Annotated in this window: 16 protein-coding genes and 1 pseudogene; 13 read left to right on the top strand and 4 right to left on the bottom strand. The window is 37.3% G+C overall.

Annotated features, from left to right (window positions below):
* Positions 1 to 22: 22 nt before the first annotated feature.
* Positions 23 to 1,024, bottom strand: coding sequence for an adenosine kinase (locus tag LEP1GSC199_RS19205; RefSeq protein ID WP_039927470.1), 1,002 nt, complete (start codon positions 1,022 to 1,024; stop codon positions 23 to 25).
* An 82-nt stretch (positions 1,025 to 1,106) separates the two neighbouring features.
* Between LEP1GSC199_RS19205 and LEP1GSC199_RS19200 the strand changes: the two genes are divergently transcribed.
* The 5 genes from LEP1GSC199_RS19200 (at position 1,107) to LEP1GSC199_RS19180 (ending at position 8,863) form a co-directional block, all read left to right on the top strand.
* Entirely contained in the window at positions 1,107 to 3,176 is a 2,070-nt protein-coding gene (locus tag LEP1GSC199_RS19200) for a TonB-dependent receptor plug domain-containing protein (protein WP_002990856.1), read from the top strand.
* Positions 3,177 to 3,475: 299 nt separating this feature from the next.
* A complete protein-coding gene (locus LEP1GSC199_RS19195) occupies positions 3,476 to 4,729 on the top strand; it encodes a hypothetical protein (protein WP_002990605.1) in 1,254 nt (417 codons plus the stop codon).
* A 35-nt stretch (positions 4,730 to 4,764) separates the two neighbouring features.
* The gene (gene gpmI / locus LEP1GSC199_RS19190; RefSeq protein WP_002991095.1) at positions 4,765 to 6,417 is read left to right on the top strand and encodes a 2,3-bisphosphoglycerate-independent phosphoglycerate mutase; all 1,653 of its coding nucleotides are present in this window, start codon (positions 4,765 to 4,767) and stop codon (positions 6,415 to 6,417) included.
* Between the two features lie 17 nt (positions 6,418 to 6,434).
* Positions 6,435 to 8,483, top strand: a complete 2,049-nt coding sequence (locus tag LEP1GSC199_RS19185; RefSeq protein WP_002990818.1) for a serine hydrolase domain-containing protein — start codon at positions 6,435 to 6,437, stop codon at positions 8,481 to 8,483.
* 44 nt (positions 8,484 to 8,527) lie between these two features.
* Complete coding sequence (locus LEP1GSC199_RS19180) at positions 8,528 to 8,863, top strand: STAS domain-containing protein (protein ID WP_083901979.1); 336 nt, start codon at positions 8,528 to 8,530, stop codon at positions 8,861 to 8,863.
* A gap of 1 nt (position 8,864) precedes the next feature.
* On the opposite strand, the gene LEP1GSC199_RS19175 is transcribed toward LEP1GSC199_RS19180, so the two are convergent.
* Positions 8,865 to 11,261 carry a SpoIIE family protein phosphatase gene (locus LEP1GSC199_RS19175; RefSeq protein WP_039927468.1) on the bottom strand — a complete coding sequence of 799 codons (2,397 nt, stop codon included), beginning with the start codon at positions 11,259 to 11,261 and terminating at the stop codon, positions 8,865 to 8,867.
* An 84-nt stretch (positions 11,262 to 11,345) separates the two neighbouring features.
* Between LEP1GSC199_RS19175 and pgsB the strand changes: the two genes are divergently transcribed.
* From pgsB to LEP1GSC199_RS19150, 5 genes are read left to right on the top strand one after another with little or no spacing between them, the layout of a single operon-like run.
* Positions 11,346 to 12,542 (top strand): poly-gamma-glutamate synthase PgsB, encoded by a 1,197-nt coding sequence (pgsB, locus tag LEP1GSC199_RS19170; RefSeq protein ID WP_002991018.1) that lies wholly within the window; start codon positions 11,346 to 11,348, stop codon positions 12,540 to 12,542.
* Complete coding sequence (gene pgsC, locus LEP1GSC199_RS19165; RefSeq protein ID WP_002990825.1) at positions 12,535 to 12,999, top strand: poly-gamma-glutamate biosynthesis protein PgsC; 465 nt, start codon at positions 12,535 to 12,537, stop codon at positions 12,997 to 12,999. The genes pgsB and pgsC overlap by 8 nt, the downstream gene beginning before the upstream one ends.
* Entirely contained in the window at positions 12,999 to 14,129 is a 1,131-nt protein-coding gene (gene pgsW, locus LEP1GSC199_RS19160) for a poly-gamma-glutamate system protein (RefSeq protein WP_002990641.1), read from the top strand. The genes pgsC and pgsW overlap by 1 nt, the downstream gene beginning before the upstream one ends.
* A 7-nt stretch (positions 14,130 to 14,136) precedes the next feature.
* Entirely contained in the window at positions 14,137 to 14,325 is a 189-nt protein-coding gene (locus LEP1GSC199_RS19155) for a hypothetical protein (protein WP_002990891.1), read from the top strand.
* 53 nt (positions 14,326 to 14,378) lie between these two features.
* Positions 14,379 to 14,921: an LIC_12238 family plasminogen-binding lipoprotein gene (locus LEP1GSC199_RS19150; RefSeq protein WP_039927467.1), complete on the top strand. Its 543-nt coding sequence runs from the start codon at positions 14,379 to 14,381 to the stop codon at positions 14,919 to 14,921.
* Here the strand turns inward: LEP1GSC199_RS19150 and LEP1GSC199_RS19145 are convergent.
* Positions 14,905 to 16,950 carry a tetratricopeptide repeat protein gene (locus LEP1GSC199_RS19145; protein WP_415857912.1) on the bottom strand — a complete coding sequence of 682 codons (2,046 nt, stop codon included), beginning with the start codon at positions 16,948 to 16,950 and terminating at the stop codon, positions 14,905 to 14,907. The genes LEP1GSC199_RS19150 and LEP1GSC199_RS19145 overlap by 17 nt on opposite strands.
* 160 nt (positions 16,951 to 17,110) lie before the next feature.
* On the opposite strand from LEP1GSC199_RS19145, the gene LEP1GSC199_RS19140 reads away from it, so the two are divergent.
* From LEP1GSC199_RS19140 to LEP1GSC199_RS21970, 3 genes and pseudogenes are all read left to right on the top strand, one after another.
* A complete protein-coding gene (locus LEP1GSC199_RS19140; protein WP_002990791.1) occupies positions 17,111 to 17,779 on the top strand; it encodes a hypothetical protein in 669 nt (222 codons plus the stop codon).
* Positions 17,780 to 18,020: 241 nt separating this feature from the next.
* A pseudogene (locus LEP1GSC199_RS21975) lies at positions 18,021 to 18,605 on the top strand (ATP-binding protein); the annotation flags it as partial.
* Between the two features lie 6 nt (positions 18,606 to 18,611).
* Positions 18,612 to 19,016 carry a response regulator gene (locus LEP1GSC199_RS21970; RefSeq protein WP_002990909.1) on the top strand — a complete coding sequence of 135 codons (405 nt, stop codon included), beginning with the start codon at positions 18,612 to 18,614 and terminating at the stop codon, positions 19,014 to 19,016.
* Positions 19,017 to 19,165: 149 nt separating this feature from the next.
* Here the strand turns inward: LEP1GSC199_RS21970 and LEP1GSC199_RS19130 are convergent, their stop codons facing one another.
* Complete coding sequence (locus LEP1GSC199_RS19130; protein ID WP_002990615.1) at positions 19,166 to 19,486, bottom strand: hypothetical protein; 321 nt, start codon at positions 19,484 to 19,486, stop codon at positions 19,166 to 19,168.
* Between the last annotated feature and the right edge of the window lie 2 nt (positions 19,487 to 19,488).

Raw genomic sequence — 19,488 nt, 5'->3', positions numbered from 1 at the left:
ATTCGAAAAAAAATCATTAATTTTATTTGTCTTTGAACCCGTCCAAAATTTCGTTTTGTCTTCCCATTAGGCGAACAGACAAACGAGGTCCCACTTCACAAACAATGCGAGAAGCCACATAGTTACCCCAACGAGCAGATTTTTGTGACGAATACCCTTGGGTCAGTCCATACAAAACTCCTGCGGCAAAGGCATCCCCGGCTCCTGTTGTATCAATTGGTTTTACAGGAAAACCTGGAACAAGAGTTATGTTTCCATTTTCAGCAACGTAAGCGCCTTCTTTTCCCGCTGTCATAAATACTAGAGGACAAAGTTTGGAGATAAACTGGACAGCTTCTTCAGCAGTTTTTGCACCGCTTAGTGCTAAACCTTCTTCTGTGTTACAAAAAACAACATCTACGTATTCTTTTGTTAGGTGAATGAATTCATCTCGTGTGCGATTTACACAAAAAGGATCACTATAGGTAAAAGATACCTTTACATTGTTTTCCTTTGCCACTTTCATAGTCAGTTCACTTGCTTTTTTTGTAGAATCACCATCCCACAAATAACCTTCCACATAAACAAACTTACTTTTTTTTAAGTTTTCTACATCGATATCATTGGGACCAAGCGATGTTGATATGGCAAGATTGGTAAGCATGGTTCTTTCGGCATCGGGTGTAGTCAATACAACACAAGTTCCCGTATGACCATTAACATCAGGAGTGGTTTCAAATAAAACACCTGCGTCTTCCATATCTTTTTTATAAAATTCACCATACGTATCATGAGTGACTTTTCCCGTATAACAACAAGTTCCACCAGAATTTGCTATGGCAATCATTGTGTTTGCGGCACTTCCACCCGAACGAAGTTCTTTCTTTTCATCGTGAAGGTCGGCAAGAATTTGACCTTGCCTGGATTCATCCACAAGAGTCATCACACCCTTGGTGATATTTTGTTTTTGTAAAAAATTGGGATTTATAAAGGCAATGATATCTACCAAGGCGTTCCCTACACCGAATACGTCGTAATGCTTCATGGGGACAATGCTTTTTTCCTTTAGGGAATTGACACTCAATTTTCATGCTCCAGTTTGGCAGGTACCGAGAAAATAAGGCTCCATGGTTTCTAATTTTAAATTATATTTTCTCCTTTGTCTCAGTTTCGGACCCTTCACTCTCTTCGCACAAAACAAAGACCCGAAAGAGGTGGAGATTAGAGCCAATATCGATAACCAGTCAAAAAATTCTAATTTTGCAAAAAACCCAACTGGATTTCAAAAGGAAATTGATTTATCACAAACAAACACGCGCTATATGAACTTACCCGACGTATTGAACCGAGAAGCGGGTGTTCGAGTCAGGCAATACGGTGGACTTGGTTCCTATTCCACGTTGTCATTAAGAGGAACCAACCCTAACCAAACAAAAATCTATTGGAATGGGGTTCCTATAAACAACTCTATGGGTGGCGAAATCAATTTAGCAGACCTACCCTTTGATAATTTAGAAAAAATTGAGATTTATAAGTCAGGAACACCGGCTGGATTTTCTGGATCTTCCATTGGAGGTTCCATCAATTTAGTTTCTAAATCTAAAATTGATAAACCAATCACTCGAATCAATTTGATGGGTGGAAGTTTTAAAACTGCCAAAGCGACGGTCACCCACATGGACCAATTTATTGGTGGTTCGTATTTTGTGCAGGCACTCCAGGAAACTTCGGATCAAAACTTCAGTTATCTCAATAACAAAGGGACTGTTTTATTTAATACTTACGATGATTCCATTGACACTCGTAGGAATGCACAATTTAGAAAGACAGGTTTTACTGGAAATATCTCGTTTGAATTTGGTAAAACCAAAATCAATTTACTAAACGATTACATCCACAGAAAACAGGGGTTACCCGGACCAGGGAACAGGCAAACTGCTTCAGTAGAACGTGTATTCAGCAAACTCTCTTCTGCCATCACAACAGAAACCAATGAATTTCTATTGCAGAATCTAACTCTCGAAACCAAAACTTACGGTAACTTTTCCAAAGATGATTTTTTTGATCCTAAATCGGAATTTAGTTACGGGACTCCGAATGCATTTACAAAAACCAACCAATACGGATTCCAACTAACACCTACTCTATACTTATTAGAATACAATCAAATAATTCGAACTTCCTTTCAAACAGAACAAGAGTTTTTTACAAGATATGAAAAACGTTACAACCATGAAACAGAAAGGAAAGAACCAAAAAAACGTCGCGATACTTTGAGTGTTACCTTTCAAGATGAAATTAGACTATTTTCCAACCGACTTTTTTTAGTCCCCCAAATTCGCTGGGAACGATACGCGGATCGGTTTGGAAAGGATGAAACCGGTGTTCGAAACCAACTACTCGATCCACTAAGTGATGTCTTTTATGTAAAACAAGCATTTACCAATCCAAGTTTTGGGATTAAAATCATTTGGATCAAAAAAGAGAATATGGAATTGGGAACACTAGCAAATATTAGTAAAGACTTTCGGATTCCCACCTTTCTAGAGTTATTTGGGGAACGAGGAAGTATCGTAGGAAATTCCCAATTACGGCCAGAACAAAGTAGAAATGGCGATTTTGGTTTTTATCTCAATACAAAACCTTATACCAATTGGAAAATACAATCGGATGTTTCCATTTTTCAAAAAAGAATTTATGATATGATTTTGTTTTTGCCAAACTCACAATTTACACTAAGGCCGGAAAACGTGGACCAGGCGCTCATTCGCGGATTAGAAACAAGCCACAATGTAATTTGGAACAAAGGAATAAAATTTAATTTTAACTATACCTACCAAGATGCAAAAAATTATTCCGAATCACCGGCGTTAAATGGAAAATACCTTCCCCTTCGTTCTAAAAGCCAGGGAAGTGCCCTACTCTCTTTTTTCAAGGACTTTGGAGAAATTGGATTAGAATACCAATACATTGGTGCAAACTTCAGAGACCGAACCAATGAATACTTAGGTTATTTGCCTGCGAGACAGTTTTGGAACCTCTATATCCAGTACATACCTTATAAAAATTTAGAAACAGGAAACGAATTGATTTTAGGGTTTGAAGTTCGTAACCTATCGGATAAACGAGTTGAAGATTTGGTGGGATATCCTCTGCCCGGCCGCAGTTACTATTTTACAGGGAGTTACAGGTTCTAATGAATCTAAGATCTAAGCTTTCATGGTATTGTCGGTTTTTAAACGCAATGCGGTTATTCGCAGTAAGATATTCGAGTTACCTATATAAAACCATGCGGGAAATATACGCAATACAGTTATTTGCTGTAAGATACTCGAGTTACCTATATAAAACCATGCGGGAAATATACGCAATACAGTTATTTGCTGTAAGATATTCGAGTTACCTATATAAAACCATGCGGGAAATATACGCAATACAGTTATTTGCTGTAAGATATTCGAGTTACCTATATAAAACCATACGGGAAATATACGCAATGCGGTTATTACCTACCAGGTATTGGATCCAAATTTCGCGCAAATCTTACTCACGGTTAAACGAACAACGCATAAATCCCGAACTTGGCTTTCGATTCACTCTACTCTGTGCATTTTTTCTCGTGCAATGCACTCAATTGGAAATTGAGAAACCTAACCTATTTCAATTTTTATTTTTGTCGGCAGCTCCCAGTTCCGTAGGTGTTGTCACTTCTGATTTTGCTAGCGGTGGAAGGTTTAAAACTTTTGAACCAAACTCATTTACGACCTTCCCTACTTCCATTCCCATCCATTCCGATGCAGTCGGAAGATACACAAATGACAGAGTATTTATTGTCAATCGTTTGAATCGTGACAGCATTCAGGTATTAAATCCTCAACTCGGGTTTACAACAGAACAAGAGTTTGGTGTTGGTCAAGGAAAAAATCCGCAAGACATTTCTGTTTGGAACGATAAGTATTTTGTTAGTCTTTATAATTCAGATGAATTAGCAATTTATTCTAGAACCAATGGTACTAAAATTGGCGCGGTTTCTTTTACTTCTCTTCGAGAAACTTTTTCTACCTCTGGAATTCCCGATAGTTCCGTTGAGTCTTCTTATATGGTCCAGGAAGGTTCCAGTTTATTCATCTTGTTACAACGATTAGACAGAAATGATGTATCGGGATATTTACCACCTAACTCTGACTCATATCTTGTGGAAATCGATATGGACTTAAATCAAATCAGGGCGGTTTATACTCTTCCGTATAGAAATCCAAGTTCCAAAATTCAAAAAATAAATTTGTTTGGGGAACCTCATTTAGTTTTTTCTTGTGTGGGACGAGTTGGTTTTATTTCGCAAATCGATGCGGGGATCATTGCTTTTCGTTTGAGCAATCGACAATTCCATCCCAATCGTCTCTTTGCTGAAGAAACAGCCGGGGGAGATATCCTCGCTTTCCAAATCAAAAATGAAGAATTGGGATTTGCGGCCGTCCTTGATTCAGGATTTACAAAAACAATACAAGCATTTCGTCCGAGAACCGGTGAACGCATTGGAACGTTATTGGAAATCCCCGGGAATATTGGCATCAGTCTCTCGGGATTATTGCTTACAAAGGAAGGCAAATTGTTGGTTGGATCTACGGATTTCACAAGGCCAGGAATTTATGTTTACGATTCCAATCTTGGGAATGTACTTCTCAATCCAATACCAAGTTCAGTCGAACTAACACCTTTCGATATCTTCCAGTTGCAAAATCTTCAATAAATCTCAAAGTGGAAAAAGACAGGGGAATCTAATTTATGTTAACTCTTAAAAAAAAGCCTAACGGTTCACTCACCAAACAAGTTTTACTCATCGTCTTAGATGGAGTTGGGTTTACAGAAAAAGGATATGAAAACGGAAACGCCGTTGCCAAGGCCCAAATGCCTGTCTTAAAAGGTCTTTGGAAAACGCACCCCACCGTTTTATTAAAAGCACATGGAACCGCAGTGGGAATGCCTAGTGATGATGATATGGGTAATTCGGAAGTTGGTCATAATGTTTTAGGTTCAGGTAGGATTTTTGATCAAGGAGCCAAATTAGTATCTCAATCAATAGAAAATGGAAATTTGTTTGTAGGCCCCATCTGGAAAAAAATCATTTCCAATTGTAAATCCAACCAATCCACATTTCATTTTCTAGGATTGTTCTCAGATGGAAATGTACATAGCCATATCGACCATCTAAAAGCTATGATAGACAAAGCCATCAAAGAAGATATTAAAAAGATACGACTTCATATTCTTTTAGATGGAAGGGATGTTCCCGAAAAATCAGCGTTAGACTATCTAAACCCTTTTGAGGAATATTTGGATTCCTATAGGAAAAAGGGGATCGACATTTTAATTGCATCCGGTGGTGGACGAATGGAACTTACCATGGATCGTTACGATGCCGACTGGTCTATGGTGGAAAGAGGTTGGAACCATCATGTTGAAGGAGAGGGTCGTAATTTCAATTCTGCAAAAGAAGCAATCGAAACCTTCCGAAAAGAAAATCCATCGGTCATCGATCAGTATCTCCCCGGATTTGTGATCACCGATACAAACGGTAAACCAGTTGGTAAAGTAGAAGATAATGATTCTGTAGTATTTTTTAACTTTCGTGGTGACCGTGCTATCGAAATCTCAAGAGCCTTTACAGAAGAAACATTAACCAACTTCAACCGAAAACGATTCCCAAAAATTGAATTTGCAGGGATGATGCAATACGACGGAGATCTATTTATCCCCAAACAATACTTAGTTGCTCCTCCAACGATTGATCGCACGATGGGTGAATACTTTGCCAATGAAGGCATTGCGCAATATGCACTTTCGGAAACTCAAAAATACGGACACGTAACCTTCTTTTGGAATGGGAACAGGTCTGGATATTTCAATCAATCTTTGGAAACCTACGAAGAAGTAAAATCAGACATCATTCCCTTTGACCAAAAACCTGAAATGAAAGCAAAGGAAATCACTGATAATTTGGTGCTCGCATTAACATCTCATAAATTCCCATTTTTAAGAGTCAATTATGCTAACGGAGATATGGTGGGCCATACGGGAAATATGGATGCCACGGTTCGCGGTTTGGAGTACCTGGATGTATGTTTAGAGAGAGTCAAAAAAATCTGCGATGAAACTGGAACTGTACTATGTATCACGGCTGACCACGGAAATGCGGACGAAATGTACCAACTCACCAAAAAAGGAACGGCCGAAACATCTAAAGACGGAAAACCTGTTCCGAAAACAAGCCATACATTAAACCCAGTACAATTTGTTCTTTATGATCCCGAGGGAAAAATTAAGCTCAATCAGGACTTAAATGAAAAAGGGTTAGCCAATGTTGCGGCCACTATGATGGATCTTTTAGGATTTGATGCACCGGAAGGATACCACCCAAGTCTAATTAAAAGAGACTAAGCCTTTAAAAAATAGTTATGTATTTCCGAATTATCATTGGGCTTCTTTTCAGTTTATTCATCACTAACTGCACGGAGTCCGGAATCGGTTCTTTTTCTGAGGAAACAAAGGAAAAAATCAGAAAAAAAATCAAACAAGAAGGATTCCAAGGTGTTGTCCTTATCTCTCAAGATGATAACATCCTCTTTCGAGAATCCATTTACGCTGGTAAAAAGAGAAAAAGATACCAACTTTATAAGAAACATAATTTCCCGTTAGGTGAATCAACAAAAATTTTTACTTCCTTTGCAATTCACATATTAGAAGAAGAAAAAAAAATCTCCTTAACTGATCCAGTCTCAAAACATTTAAAATGGTTTCCTTATCCAAAGATTACAATTGGTCACTTGTTACGCCATACATCGGGATTACCAAAAATCATCGAGTTTCTCCCAAATTTTGATACTGAAAAAAATCATTTAAAACGTGAGGATATCAAACGATTTTTTTTGGAGTCAAAACTAAAACCCACCTTTCCTCCAGGAGAGTATTGGAAGTATAGTCGGATCGACTATCTTTTGTTATCCTATATCATAGAAAAAGTTTCAGGAACTTCATATTCTCATTATCTAAAAGAAAAAATTTTTATTCCTCTTGGCTTTCGAAACACAAACGTAGATTCAAATGAAGTTTTAATTGGTAATAGTGGAATTCAATCTACACCAGAAGACCTTTCTATTTTCAGTTTAGAACTTAAAAAACCAAAACTAATCTCCAAACTATCTAGAGATACAATCATCACAAAAACGATATTGTCTGATCCTATATCCGAAGATCCGATTGCCTTTGGCGAAGGAGTGTTTGTTGGGGATTATTTTTATTGGACTTACGGCAAAGAAAAGGGAATTTCTAATTTTATTTATCATGACTTAAAAAGTAGAATCTTCATCACAATCATCAGCCCCTATGGAAGTAGTAAAGGAGACTTGTCTTCTGTCAAATCGGCCCTCACAGAAATTATTTTTGAAGCTAAAAAATTAAACCTTAAGAAGAAATCTAATCTTCCAAATGAAGTATACATTGAAGATTTAATGAACGAAGAAAAAGTCCCTTCCCTTGGCATTGCTGTTTTCAGAAATTATGGATTAAGTTGGAAAAAAATGTATGGAACAAAATTCCAACATACACTTTTTCGTGCCGGGTCTCTTTCCAAAACAATGACAGCAACCGCAACACTACGATTAGTTGAATCAGGCCAAATAGATTTATATTCGAATTGGATCGGAAAACTAAAACAATACAAAGTGTCCGTCCCCAAAGGGAAAAGAAGATCCGTTGTTAATCTTGACTTAATCCTATCGCATACAAGTGGACTTACCGAAAAAGGAAATTGGGACGATCCCATCAACTCTGGAAAAAAACACCTGCGTGAGTTAAAGGATACAAACACAACCAAAGGGAACGGTTTAAAACTATATTACAAACCAGGAACCAAGTCTAGGTATTCCGGTGGTGGGTACAGCATCGTTCAAGAAATCCTAACCGAACGAACGGGAAAATCATTTCATAATCTTATGTCTGAAGTTCTTTTCCAACCCTTACACATGACAAGAAGCACATTTCGCCAAAATCTTTCTATCAATGAGGATCGTTGTGATGGATATGATGAACTAGGAAACATACTTCCGCAAAAAGCATTTGTCACACCGGAACTTTCCTCTGGAGGACTTTGGACAACACCAGAAGAAGTAGGTCTTTTATTTTCGGAAGTGGCAAAAGCAAAACAAGGGAAATCAAACTTTCTTTCCAAAGAATCTGCAGAGTATTTACTTTCACCCAAAATGAGTGCAGCAAACCTTACCGTTCATGCACTGGTAGCTCATGGATTCTTCCTAAACCGCACTGGTAAAACGGAATATTTTTTCCATGGGGGTCACACAAAGGGACATAAGTCGCTTGCCCTTTTCAATACAGAAAAAGGGTATGGAGTGGTCATTATGACCAATTCGGAAAATGGTTCCAAGCTGATTTGGCGAATTCTAAGATCCATTTCAGTCGACGAAAAATGGGATAAGTTCGTCAATTAATCTATTGACCGATTCCCCAAATTGGCTATTCTCAAACCGGTTCAATGGAATATACAGAATCTAAATTCAGCGGCATTGTTGTTCTGAAATTGTTCGGCAACTTAGATATGTTAAATGCCGGCATTCTTAAAGAACGTATCAAAGAATCTGCGTCCCAAGAAGAACATCGGTTTATCTTTGATTTGGAAGGGGTTAGTTTTATCGATTCTTCTGGATTTGGACTCATCATGTCCCTAAATGATAAATTATCAGAGTTAGGTGGAGGTTTACGAATTGTAAACGTATCCAAAACCATCAGGCAAATTTTTCGTATTTCAAAAATCTCTTCCGTCATTCAAATTTTTGAAAGTACGGAAGAAGCAGTCAATTCCTTCAAATAACTTAACTGACTGAAGTAGTCACCATTTTCTTCCAAAAGTTTTTTAACTTCTGAACCTTTGGGTTCTCGGGTGCCATTTCTTGCAAAGCAAGGAGCACTTCTTTCGAACGTTCAATGTCCCTTCTGTGCATTAAAATCTCTGCAAGTAACAATAGGTTATTGAAATTTTTAGGATCTCTAAATCGAAGTCTTTCTGCAAAATCTGTTGCTAAAACAAAATCTCTTCTTTGTTTGTGGGCATAGGCAATATAAAATAAAAAGTCAGTATCTCCCGGATTCAATTGTAAGTAACGATTGGCAAGTTCAATTGCCTTTTCATAATCTTTTGATTTCATATACAATTTAGATAATTCTCTTAAACAATAGAGATCATCTGGTTCGGAATCTAATGCTAGTTCTAAGGCAAAGATGGCATTGTTCCATTCTCCATGACGATAAGATTGAATCCCTTCTCCCAACATCTGATAGTAAACATTTGGTTTTGTTGATTCCTTGGCAGCATAAGCAACTTCTTCTAAAAATGCAATCCGCATCAAACTCAAATCATCTGTTAAATCCCCAAATTGTAACATGACTTTACAGATTTGATTTAAGTCGCCACCACCTTCAGAGACATGTCTAAGAAAAATAGTTTCGTCGTCATTGATCACTCGGTTTCCACCAGATTGGCCTACAAATAAATCATCACGCCCATCCGACCCCAAAATCAAAACATCGCCAGGACGCAAAGGGTAAATTTGAATCACCACTTCGTCCCCACTCATCTCGGTAAAACCAATCTTTCTTAAAGAATGTTCATTCTCAAGAAAACTTGCATTCCCATCTCGATACAAAACAATCCAAGGATGTTCTGCATTAATATAATATAAAGTTCCTGTTTCCTCATCAACTAATCCTAGTATGGCGGAAAGTAACATGTGACCGTCGAAACTAATGAAAACGTTATGAACTTCCTGAAAACATTCTTTCAGCCATCGTTCAGGATGCCTATCTTGCATATAACGTAGTTTTTGTGTTCTTGTAATAATGGATTTTAATACTGTTCCCATAACAAGGGCACCACCCGCCCCTTGGATGGATTTACCCATGGCATCGGCATTTAAGAAGACGGTATATTTTTTACCCATCAAATAAATCGAATCAGAAACGGAAAGATCTCCTCCGATTTCCGATTGTTTATTTCTAAATTTGAATTGTTTCATCTGACGTTCAAAAATTTTAACAGACACTGTTTCTGATTTTGAAAAAGAACCACTTAAAGGTTTAATAAGAAGTGAAGTTAAAAAATAATCTCCATCTTGTTTGTCTTGAAGTTTTTGCATCTCAGATAGAGTTTCATTTAGTTCTCTGGTTCTTAAGTTTACCATTTCTTCTAAATGATTTTGGTGTTCTGCTAACTCTTCCTTCATTCCAACAAAAACTCTTCCCATCTGACCAATTTCATCACTTCTATGTGTTGGCAAAGTTTCTGGTTTCCACTGGTCCAAGTCCACCATCGCTGTTGTGAGAAGTTTGATTGCTTCCACCATATCCCTTGAAAACAAAAAGGATATAAGGAAAATGACACCACATAATACGAGCGATGCGACAACAAAAAAGGACCAAATTCTCCATGTTTTGGATTCCACTTCATTTTCATCAATCATCACATGGAATACTAATTGTTTTACCGATTGGGACTTACCGGCATAAGGAATTTTAACCATATAGTATGGTTTATCTTGAAAATGGAAGCGTTGTTCCTCCATTAACAAACTGGGATTTTCATTCATCACCAAACGGATCATATCCGAACCGATGGTTTTAACCTTACCTTCTTGAAAGATTGCTAAATGGATTCTGTTATCTTTGGAGATAGTCTTTGTAAAATTATCATCCACTACCTGACCTATAAGTAGGGTCCCTCTACCAAAAAGTGGTGCTGCCAATCGAAATCCAAGCCCACTATGTCCATCCTCCAAAGCCGCGGTTGCCTCTCCATTCAGTGCATTCCGAATGATAGGTTGGTTTTTTTTATCATCTCCAAAGTCTTTGGGACGATGTACACGAAACAATACCTTTCCTTGGTTGTCTCCAATTTCAAAAATAGAAAGGCCGTATCTTTTTAGAATTTGTTGTAAATAAGGGAGTTCTTTCGATAAAACGGATCGATCCGTAAGACCCCTTTGCAAAATTCCACGAGTTTGTGCGTTAAAAGTGATTTCTTCTAATAATAAACGGAGTTTTTCTTCCTTAAATTCCAGTTCTCTTTGAAAATTCCGGGAGAGATCTTCTGCTCGCTGAGTTTGTGGAATATTTTTGACCGATTGCAAAAGATAGGCGAAGCTAGTTGTGAGCGCAATTACAAGAAGAATTTGACTCACACTCAATATTAATAAGAATTTGTAACGTATGCTCATAGAAACCTACGTGAATCTTCTCAGTTTTGAGTTACAATCAAATGACATTCCCTTGAAGGAAATGTATCATCCCGAAAAATTCAGATGAAACCAAACGCTTTTCTCTTTTTCCTCATTATCCTTATTTTAATACTTTATTATATTTTTGAATATTTTCTACACAATCGTACCTTAAAAAAGTTCAAACACAGAATTCATGTAAATGGAACCAGAGGGAAGTCTAGCGTAACAAGACTTATACGAGCAGGACTTTCCGCTGCTGGAATATCGGTTTTTGCAAAAACAACGGGAAGTATGGCGAGAATGATTTTTCCCGACGGATCCGAAGAGTCTATATCTCGATTTGGAAAGCCATCTATTTTAGAACAAATTAAAATTCTAAAAAAGGCCGAACGGATGGGTGCAGAAATTGTCGTTTTAGAATGTATGGCCTTAGAACCCCGTTACCAATGGGCCAGTGAAGGACAAATTTTAAAATCAGACATTGGAGTGATTACAAACATTAGAGAAGATCACTTGGAGGTGATGGGGCCCGATTTAGTCGATGTCGCCAAATCATTATTATCTGCTTGTCCAGTGAAAGGAACACTAATCGCTGGGCCAACAATGTTTGAATCACTCATCCTCGAAGTTTGTAAGGATCGAAAATCGAAAGCAATTTTAATCCAAGAAGAATCAGTGCAAACCATCACCGATGAAGAGATGGCAAATTTTTCTTATTGGGAACACAAAGAGAATGTATATCTAGCTCTAAGGGTCTGCGAATTACTAGGAGTGGATCGAAAAAAAGCGCTGGAATCAATGTGGAAAGTAAATCCAGATCCAGGAGCACTCTCTGTTTCTCCTATTCATTTTTTTGGGAAGGAATTTATTTATGCCAATGCTATGGCAGCAAACGACCCCGATAGCACAAAACTGATTTGGTCATCCGTCATTGAAAGATACCCACAATACAACAAACGTTTCATCTTATTTCATACAAGAGATGATAGACCGGAACGAAGTCGCCAATTGGCCAAAGAGTTTGCTAATTGGGAAGGATACGAAGCAGTCATTTTGATTGGATCTTCCACTTCTCTTGCGTTTAAATATCTAAAGTCTTATTCCAAAAAAGACATACCTATCTTTGTATGGGAACATTTAAGTTTAGATGAAATTTTTGAATCTTTACTTTCTATTCTACCAAAACAATCTATGGTTTTTGGGATTGGAAATATAGTGGGACTCGGAATGGATTTATCTTTATATCTGAAAAACAGGTCGGAACAAACCAATGAATGAAATTCTTCCACTTTCTATCGGACTGAGTCTTGTTGTTAGTTTAGTATTTTCGGAATTGTTTGGTATTCTTGGAACTGGGCTCGTTGTGCCGGGATATTTAGCTCTATCGTTAAATAATCCCAAGAACATTGCTCTCACCTTTCTGATAGCATTACTTTCCTATATTTGTGTAGAACTATTATCTAATTTTTTACTTATTTTTGGAAAAAGAAAAATCGTCTTTATTTTGTTATTCGGTTATTTTTTCGGATACCTTCTCAATTACCAAATTCTTCCAGATATAGATATTTCTTATCTTTCAGAAGTAAGAGGAATAGGATTTATCATTCCAGGTCTGATCGCTGTTTGGTATGAAAGACAAGGTGTATTAGAAACAACATCTGTGCTTATCCTTGCCGCTATATTTGTAAAAATTCTTCTGATTTTCATCTTGGGTACAGAGTTAGAAACATTATGATGACTAAAATTTATTGGTCGCCGTGGAAACATTCTCGGATCGCACTTTTTCTATTAGCAATTTTAGGAATCTTAGGTCTTTTGTTAATCGAAACTTGTAAGGTAAAAAAGGAACAATCCTATTTCAAAAAAAAACTCCATGCCGCAAAACTTGCCGAACGTGGATTCCAAATTTTAAAACCCGAACTTCTAAAACATAAAAAACCAGATTATAAAGAATTAGATCCAACCAATTCTGGATTCATCGGAGAATTTCTAACACCCGTTACAAGCAATAGTGGTTCACTATCAGCGAAACAAACATCCATCAATCCAAACTTTGCAGCCGTTATGATCCAATTTCTAAAAAAAGCAAAATTGGAAGAAGGTGATACGGTGGCAGTGGCCGTATCAGGATCTTTTCCTGCTCTCAATATCTGTTTATTTGCAGCGTTAGATACCTTAAAACTCAAACCAATCATTATATCCAGTGCTTCCGCATCACAATTTGGTGCCAACCATCCACAAATGCTTTGGTTGGATATGGAAAGAGAACTTGTAGAATCAGGTATTTTTTCGTTTAAGTCTAGTTATGCGTCTCTTGGGGGAATTCAAGACAAAGCCATGGGAATCTCCAAGGAGGGTAAGGATCTTCTAGGTCGTGCTTTACAAAGAAATCATATAAAACTATTGGATCCCCTTCACTTTGATGACTCCATTGAAAAACGATTGAAATTGTATGATGAGTTATCCGGTGGAAAACCAATCAAACTATTTGTGAATGTAGGCGGCGGTACAACAATACTAGGAACTAACTTAGGAAAACAAGTTTTCAAAAATGGCCTTATCACCGACTTACCAGAAGAAGTTCATGTTCCCAATTCGGTAATCAAATCTTTCTTAGAACGTGAAGTTCCCGTCATCAACTTCATCCAAATTGAATCACTTGCCAGGAAATTTGGCCTACCCCAAACACCCAAAAAAGTTCCGAAACCAGGAGAAGGTCGGGTTTTTTATTCAGAAGAATACAGTCCCATACTCTATCTTTCCGTTTTCCTTTTTCTCCTCGTCGGATTGTATGGTGTTACGAGGCTCGGTTGGGGCGAAAACCAGGAAGACCGCCACCTTCCCAAATCCCTTCGGGCCAGGTGAGGTTTGTATGGCAAAAATCATAGTCCTTTCGATTCTTCTTTTTTTGATCTTGCGTTGGGTGAGCCGAATCTTGATTTTGCCGGCGAAAATTGCCGAAGAACTGGGAAACAGACAAAGGGAAGGACAACCAAAAAATCCAGAATGGACAAAATCCAAAGAGAAGGACATCTCTGACCGTGGAAAAATTATAGATTAAAGTTTCGATTTCCTACCAGGCGAATTCGAAATTCTGTCGAAAATCAAACTAAGATGAGACAGAATTCGATGGTTAGTCCCCTCATTCGGAATTTTTCCAAACATATTTTTCCATTCCTACCTATCCTTTTTACACTCACTCTCATCCAATGCGGAGTTCCCAAAGGTGAGTTTGGTTGGACCACTACAAAGATGGAAGAAATGGACATTTTAGAAAAACACATCCAAACCATCACAGACTATAAAATGATGCGGGATGATCTGATCTTTTCTCCCACTGATACCATTCACTATGTCTATCAGTTTTCCAGAAGTCCCGGTTTAGAAACCGACTTCTATATCTCTCTCAATCGTTATGAATTGGACTTCGTGGAAATTGATATCAAAAAGAAACGAGTGGAACCAGATTCGCTTGCGATCAGAGATGAATTTTCTCTATTACGAACTGGCGAGTATTTGATTAAAATTGTTCATGAAGGGGACACTGTGGATGAGGTGAAATTTCGTGTGTTGCCTGACGAGGGTTATACGCAAGAAAACTTAGAACAAGAGTTGGCTGGTGATCAGACCGATGAAATTATCAAATACTCTCGTTAATTGGCGGTTGGATATTTCCAGTTTCTAAAATTCTCCTAACTCGCTCTAATTCTTTCAGAGCCACTCGAATGTCGGTTTCTCCACCTTCTTTGATGATTAACTCATAAAACTCTTTTGCTTTCACAAAGTCTCTCGATTCTTCAGCCAATACACCCGATCGAAATAGAATCTTAATTAATGGAATTTTATTTCTTTTGGTTTCTAATACACGAATGACAGCTTCCTGGTCTTCAATTTTTAAATCAATCAATCGGTATTGCGAAAGAATTTCATCAAGGGTTGTCACCATAAGATCTTTTTTTAGATTCTGTTTTTTCTCGATCAAATCTTTCAGTTCTTTTTCAGCAAGGATCATTTTTTCATCTAACCTCTTCCACTGAGCAAAAGAGATATTAAGTTTATTACGTTCTAATTCATTTCGTTTGTGTTTTTTATCTTTTTTGCTCAGATAATAATAGGCTATGGATTCAAGTTCCGTTTGTCCAGTATCCGTATCTAAGGAAGGATTCCAGTCCTTACTATTTCTTTCTAACCAATACTCTAAAAAAGGAACCGCACGATCGGGATCCCCAATTTGTGAATTGAAAAAAACGCCAATTTCATAGGAAACTCTGGTTTTTTCAGCAGAATCAGGAGATAAGTTAAAATACTTTTCGTAGTATTGCCCTGCGAGGATATTACGTTTTAAGTCTGCATTAATGGTAGCCAAACGAAGATTGGATTTGATGATTCTTTCTTGTTCTTCTTGTGATGGGGTTTTTACTTTTAAAAGTTCACCTAATCCCTTTTCATAAAAGTCTGAGGCTCTCTCTTTTTTACCGTCTTGTCTGTATTGTTCCGCGATATCGGTAAGCACCAAAGGATTTTCATTCCACAACCGGTAAGCTCTTTCCAAAATGAGTTCGTAAGCGAAAAAATCCGTGTTCCTCTTGTAATCAAATAAAACATAAATTCCCTTTCCCGCAGTACCTAGTTTATTAACAATCTTTAGGCGTTCCTTGTTATCATCTTCTAATTTCCGAACTACATTGGCAAATGCATACAGATCTCTCGATTCCACTTGTTTTCGTTTGTTGAGATAGGCCAAATATCGCTGGTTCACAGATTCATCATACTTCTGTTTCGTTTGTTTTCTATTTTCTTCCGCAAGCCGAACTTCTTCTTTCCAAAGTTTCGATTGGGGAATTAAATCTGATAAACTTTTTCCTTCTCGAATCCAGTTACTTTCTTTGAGATGAATTTCATCTTTTGTTTTTTTTAGTTTTTGTTCAGACTGTTTCCATTCATCAAACAAACGATCATGTTCTTTTGCAGAAGCCGCATCATATCCCAATACATCTTCTTTTTGCCAATCTCCATTTCGAAATCCTTCTTCCGTCATTTCTAAAGGATGGTATCGAAACGCAGCGAGATAATGACGTAAGGCAGGTGCATACTTATCCGACTCAACATACAACCGAGCAAGCCTTATGTGTAATTGGTATAATAGTGGTGAATCTCGAACTATATAAGTTTCAGAATTCTTATGAGTACTTTGCCATAATAAAAGACGGATATCATTCATTTCCGTTCGAGAGTTATAAACATTTCCTTTCTCTCGATCTTCCCAAATTCGTTTTTCTTCAATGAACTGACTATAATATCGTTTGAGAAGGCCTTCCGCCTCACGGATCTTAGTTTCTAAACTTTTTGGCCCTGTATCTACGACAGAAGTCTCAGCAGGGGTATCGGCTCCTGGCGCTACGGGAACATCCTGAGCGTTCGGATCTACAGGTTTTGGCTCTTCGCGAAGGGCAATTCCCGAATCTTCATCGATCGGAATTCTTTTTTCTGAATCCAATGTTTGGATTTCTTCTGTGGATATTACCTGTAAAGGAGATAGATAAAGTCCGGACAACGAGTTTCGCCTGTCCTCTTCACCGGCCCAAATACCCCCGAAGCCGCTGAACAAAGAGAACAAAACAACCAGATTGCAGAACCCCTCCAGCTTCCATAGAAAGCCACTTTCCATCTTCTCTCTCTCGTCCATTCCCAAATTTTCCAGGGTCCTATCCTGCTTCATACGTTTGCCTAAGTTCCCTGATTTTAAGTATCGGCGAAAAATCAAAATCCAACAACCAAAAGGGGTTGTATAATTCGAATGACTGGCGTTCACTGTAAGGCAATCCATCAGTAGATCTGGATCTCCTATGTCAAAAAACATCGTCGAACGGTATCTTGTCCTAAAAAATAAATATCGAAATTATGATACCAAATATGCCCTAAAAAGGATGCAGGCGTTTCGACTCGCTACCCAGGAATTGTCACGCAAAGGATATGAAGTTGCTTTAGAACTTTTGGGATCCATCAACTTTGGGATTGTTGATCCAACTTCCGATGTTGATTGTATTTTGCTTTTGGAATGTGATTTACACAAAGACCAAAGTTGTTGCCCAGATCATTGTACAAATTTGTCTTTTGTAAAAGCGGAAATTTCTAAATTTGTTTCCAAACGATTGGCCCCAGAAACGTTTAACATCGATTATTTGGATACAATCAATTTGAAATATGTTGAAGAAAAAATCAGAACCGAATCCGTTCTTGGGGATGAGACATTATATTGTTTATTATTTTATAGAAATATCGGAAGGCCGGTCAATCGCCCACTGTTTATTCCCTTTTGTGATCAACTGGAAGAAAATCACGACTTCGTAAAAGAAATTATGTCTTGGGCCGCTGAAGCATTGGAAGGATATCTCAATACCAACCAACATAGAATGTCTTTCAACAAATACAACGAAAGAATCAGAGCAAGGGGTTTGAGTCTTCCGGAAGGATTACAACAGGAATTACAAGCCTACATGGAAGGGAAAAATTAAATAGAGAAAAGCTTATTTAAAACCACTCCATGCAGAGGAAGAAATCCACAATCGTTCCGATGGAAAAACATATTCGTTTCTTACTGTAAAAATCCCTTTGAGAAATCAAACAGGAGAGATTTATGCACTTTGTGGTATTTCCACAGATATTGGATTAACAAAAGAAATTCAAAAAGAACTCGAACGAGCAAAAAATTCCGCCGAAATTGCAAACCGAGCGAAGTCGGAATTTTTAGCATCCATGAGTCATGAAATTCGAACACCTCTAAACGGAGTGATTGGACTCACACAAATCCTATTTAAAACAAACTTAGATGCTGAACAAGAATCTCTTGTAAAGTCCATTGCATCTGCTGGAAAATCCTTGTTAATCATTCTAAATGATATACTTGATTTTTCAAAAATGGAAGCAGGAAAGATGAATATCGAAAAAGTCAAGTTCGATATCCGTGATACAGTAACCGAAATCTTTGATCTATTATCCGTCGAGTCCAATTCAAAATCCATTCAGTTAAAACTTGAGATTGATCCGAAAGTTCCACAATTTATTGATTCCGATCCAAGCAGAATTCGCCAAATCATTTTCAATCTACTTGGAAATGCCATTAAATTTACAGAAAAAGGTTTTGTTATACTTCGACTTAAAAAAGAAAAGGAATGGATTCGGATTGAGGTAGAAGATACATGAATTGGTATCACTAACGAAAATATTCAATTTATTTTCCATAAGTTTTCACAAGCAGATACATCTACGTCACGTAAATACGGAGGAACGGGACTGGGTTTTGCCATTTCAGAACGTTTAGTATCTTTACTAGGTGGAACCATCGGAGTGGATAGCCAACTAAACAAAGGAAGTTTGTTTTGGTGTAACTTACCTTACGAAAACAAAGAATCACATAACATAGATAAGGTATTCCCACAACAATCATTACAATCAGATTCTATTGATTCTATATTTTCCAACCAGAAGTTTTTGATCGTTGAGAATAATGTATTAAATCAAAAAGTAATTGGTGGGCTTTTAAGAAAATACAATATAAATTTTGACGTAGCAGAAAATGGAGAAGTTGCGGTGAGTCTCTTTCAAGAGAACAAATACGATCTGATACTTATGGACTGTGAAATGCCAGTGATGGATGGATTTGAAGCCATATTAAAAATCAGAGAACTAGAAAAAAAAAATAGAAAAAACAATTATTTTAGCCGTTACAGCTCATGTCCTTACCGAACATAAAGAAAAATGTTTTGAAGTAGGTATGGATGGATTTATAGGAAAACCCTTTTACATTGAAAATTTATTAAATACTTACAACGAAATTCTTAAGAAACAGAAATAACCATAATCAAATAAATAATAAAAAACTTAGTACCATTTAGATTCTATTATTTCCCATTGGTTACGTGTTCGATTTTTCCATCACCATAACAATTGGTAACTTCAGAAATGATCACTTGATACCCCTCATACCATTTAGAATATTGGAACTTTGCCAAGGTATGATCAGAAAAAGTCTTCAGCGATTCGAGGCCAAGGTATGTTTGAAAATAATAAACAACCGCCATAGTCCCCTTTTCTAAATTGACCCAACTATCCTTTCCCAAATATTCGGGGTGACTTTCTACATACGATTCAATTGAAGAATCCAAAGTTTCGAATTCTGAATCAGATTTTTTTTGTTTAAAGATAAAAGTCGCACTAATCATAA

Source organism: Leptospira vanthielii serovar Holland str. Waz Holland = ATCC 700522 (genome assembly GCF_000332455.1).
Taxonomy (GTDB): Bacteria; Spirochaetota; Leptospiria; order Leptospirales; family Leptospiraceae; genus Leptospira_A; species Leptospira_A vanthielii.
The sequence above is the reverse complement of the archived record's forward strand: the minus strand, read 5'-3'. Positions and strand labels throughout refer to the sequence as shown.

Bases quoted from the DNA above. Each gene is read 5' to 3' on its own strand.
- LEP1GSC199_RS19140 (WP_002990791.1), top strand. From the start codon at position 17,111: ATGTCAAAAAACATCGTCGAACGGTATCTTGTCCTAAAAAATAAATAT.
- pgsC (WP_002990825.1), top strand. From the start codon at position 12,535: ATGAATGAAATTCTTCCACTTTCTATCGGACTGAGTCTTGTTGTTAGT.
- LEP1GSC199_RS19205 (WP_039927470.1), bottom strand. From the start codon at position 1,024: ATGAAGCATTACGACGTATTCGGTGTAGGGAACGCCTTGGTAGATATC.
- LEP1GSC199_RS19175 (WP_039927468.1), bottom strand. From the start codon at position 11,261: ATGAGCATACGTTACAAATTCTTATTAATATTGAGTGTGAGTCAAATT.
- LEP1GSC199_RS19150 (WP_039927467.1), top strand. From the start codon at position 14,379: ATGAGACAGAATTCGATGGTTAGTCCCCTCATTCGGAATTTTTCCAAA.
- LEP1GSC199_RS19145 (WP_415857912.1), bottom strand. From the start codon at position 16,950: ATGGACGAGAGAGAGAAGATGGAAAGTGGCTTTCTATGGAAGCTGGAG.
- LEP1GSC199_RS19180 (WP_083901979.1), top strand. From the start codon at position 8,528: ATGGAATATACAGAATCTAAATTCAGCGGCATTGTTGTTCTGAAATTG.
- LEP1GSC199_RS19130 (WP_002990615.1), bottom strand. From the start codon at position 19,486: ATGATTAGTGCGACTTTTATCTTTAAACAAAAAAAATCTGATTCAGAA.
- LEP1GSC199_RS19185 (WP_002990818.1), top strand. From the start codon at position 6,435: ATGTATTTCCGAATTATCATTGGGCTTCTTTTCAGTTTATTCATCACT.
- LEP1GSC199_RS19195 (WP_002990605.1), top strand. From the start codon at position 3,476: ATGCGGTTATTACCTACCAGGTATTGGATCCAAATTTCGCGCAAATCT.
- LEP1GSC199_RS19200 (WP_002990856.1), top strand. From the start codon at position 1,107: ATGGTTTCTAATTTTAAATTATATTTTCTCCTTTGTCTCAGTTTCGGA.
- LEP1GSC199_RS19155 (WP_002990891.1), top strand. From the start codon at position 14,137: ATGGCAAAAATCATAGTCCTTTCGATTCTTCTTTTTTTGATCTTGCGT.
- pgsB (WP_002991018.1), top strand. From the start codon at position 11,346: ATGAAACCAAACGCTTTTCTCTTTTTCCTCATTATCCTTATTTTAATA.
- gpmI (WP_002991095.1), top strand. From the start codon at position 4,765: ATGTTAACTCTTAAAAAAAAGCCTAACGGTTCACTCACCAAACAAGTT.
- pgsW (WP_002990641.1), top strand. From the start codon at position 12,999: ATGACTAAAATTTATTGGTCGCCGTGGAAACATTCTCGGATCGCACTT.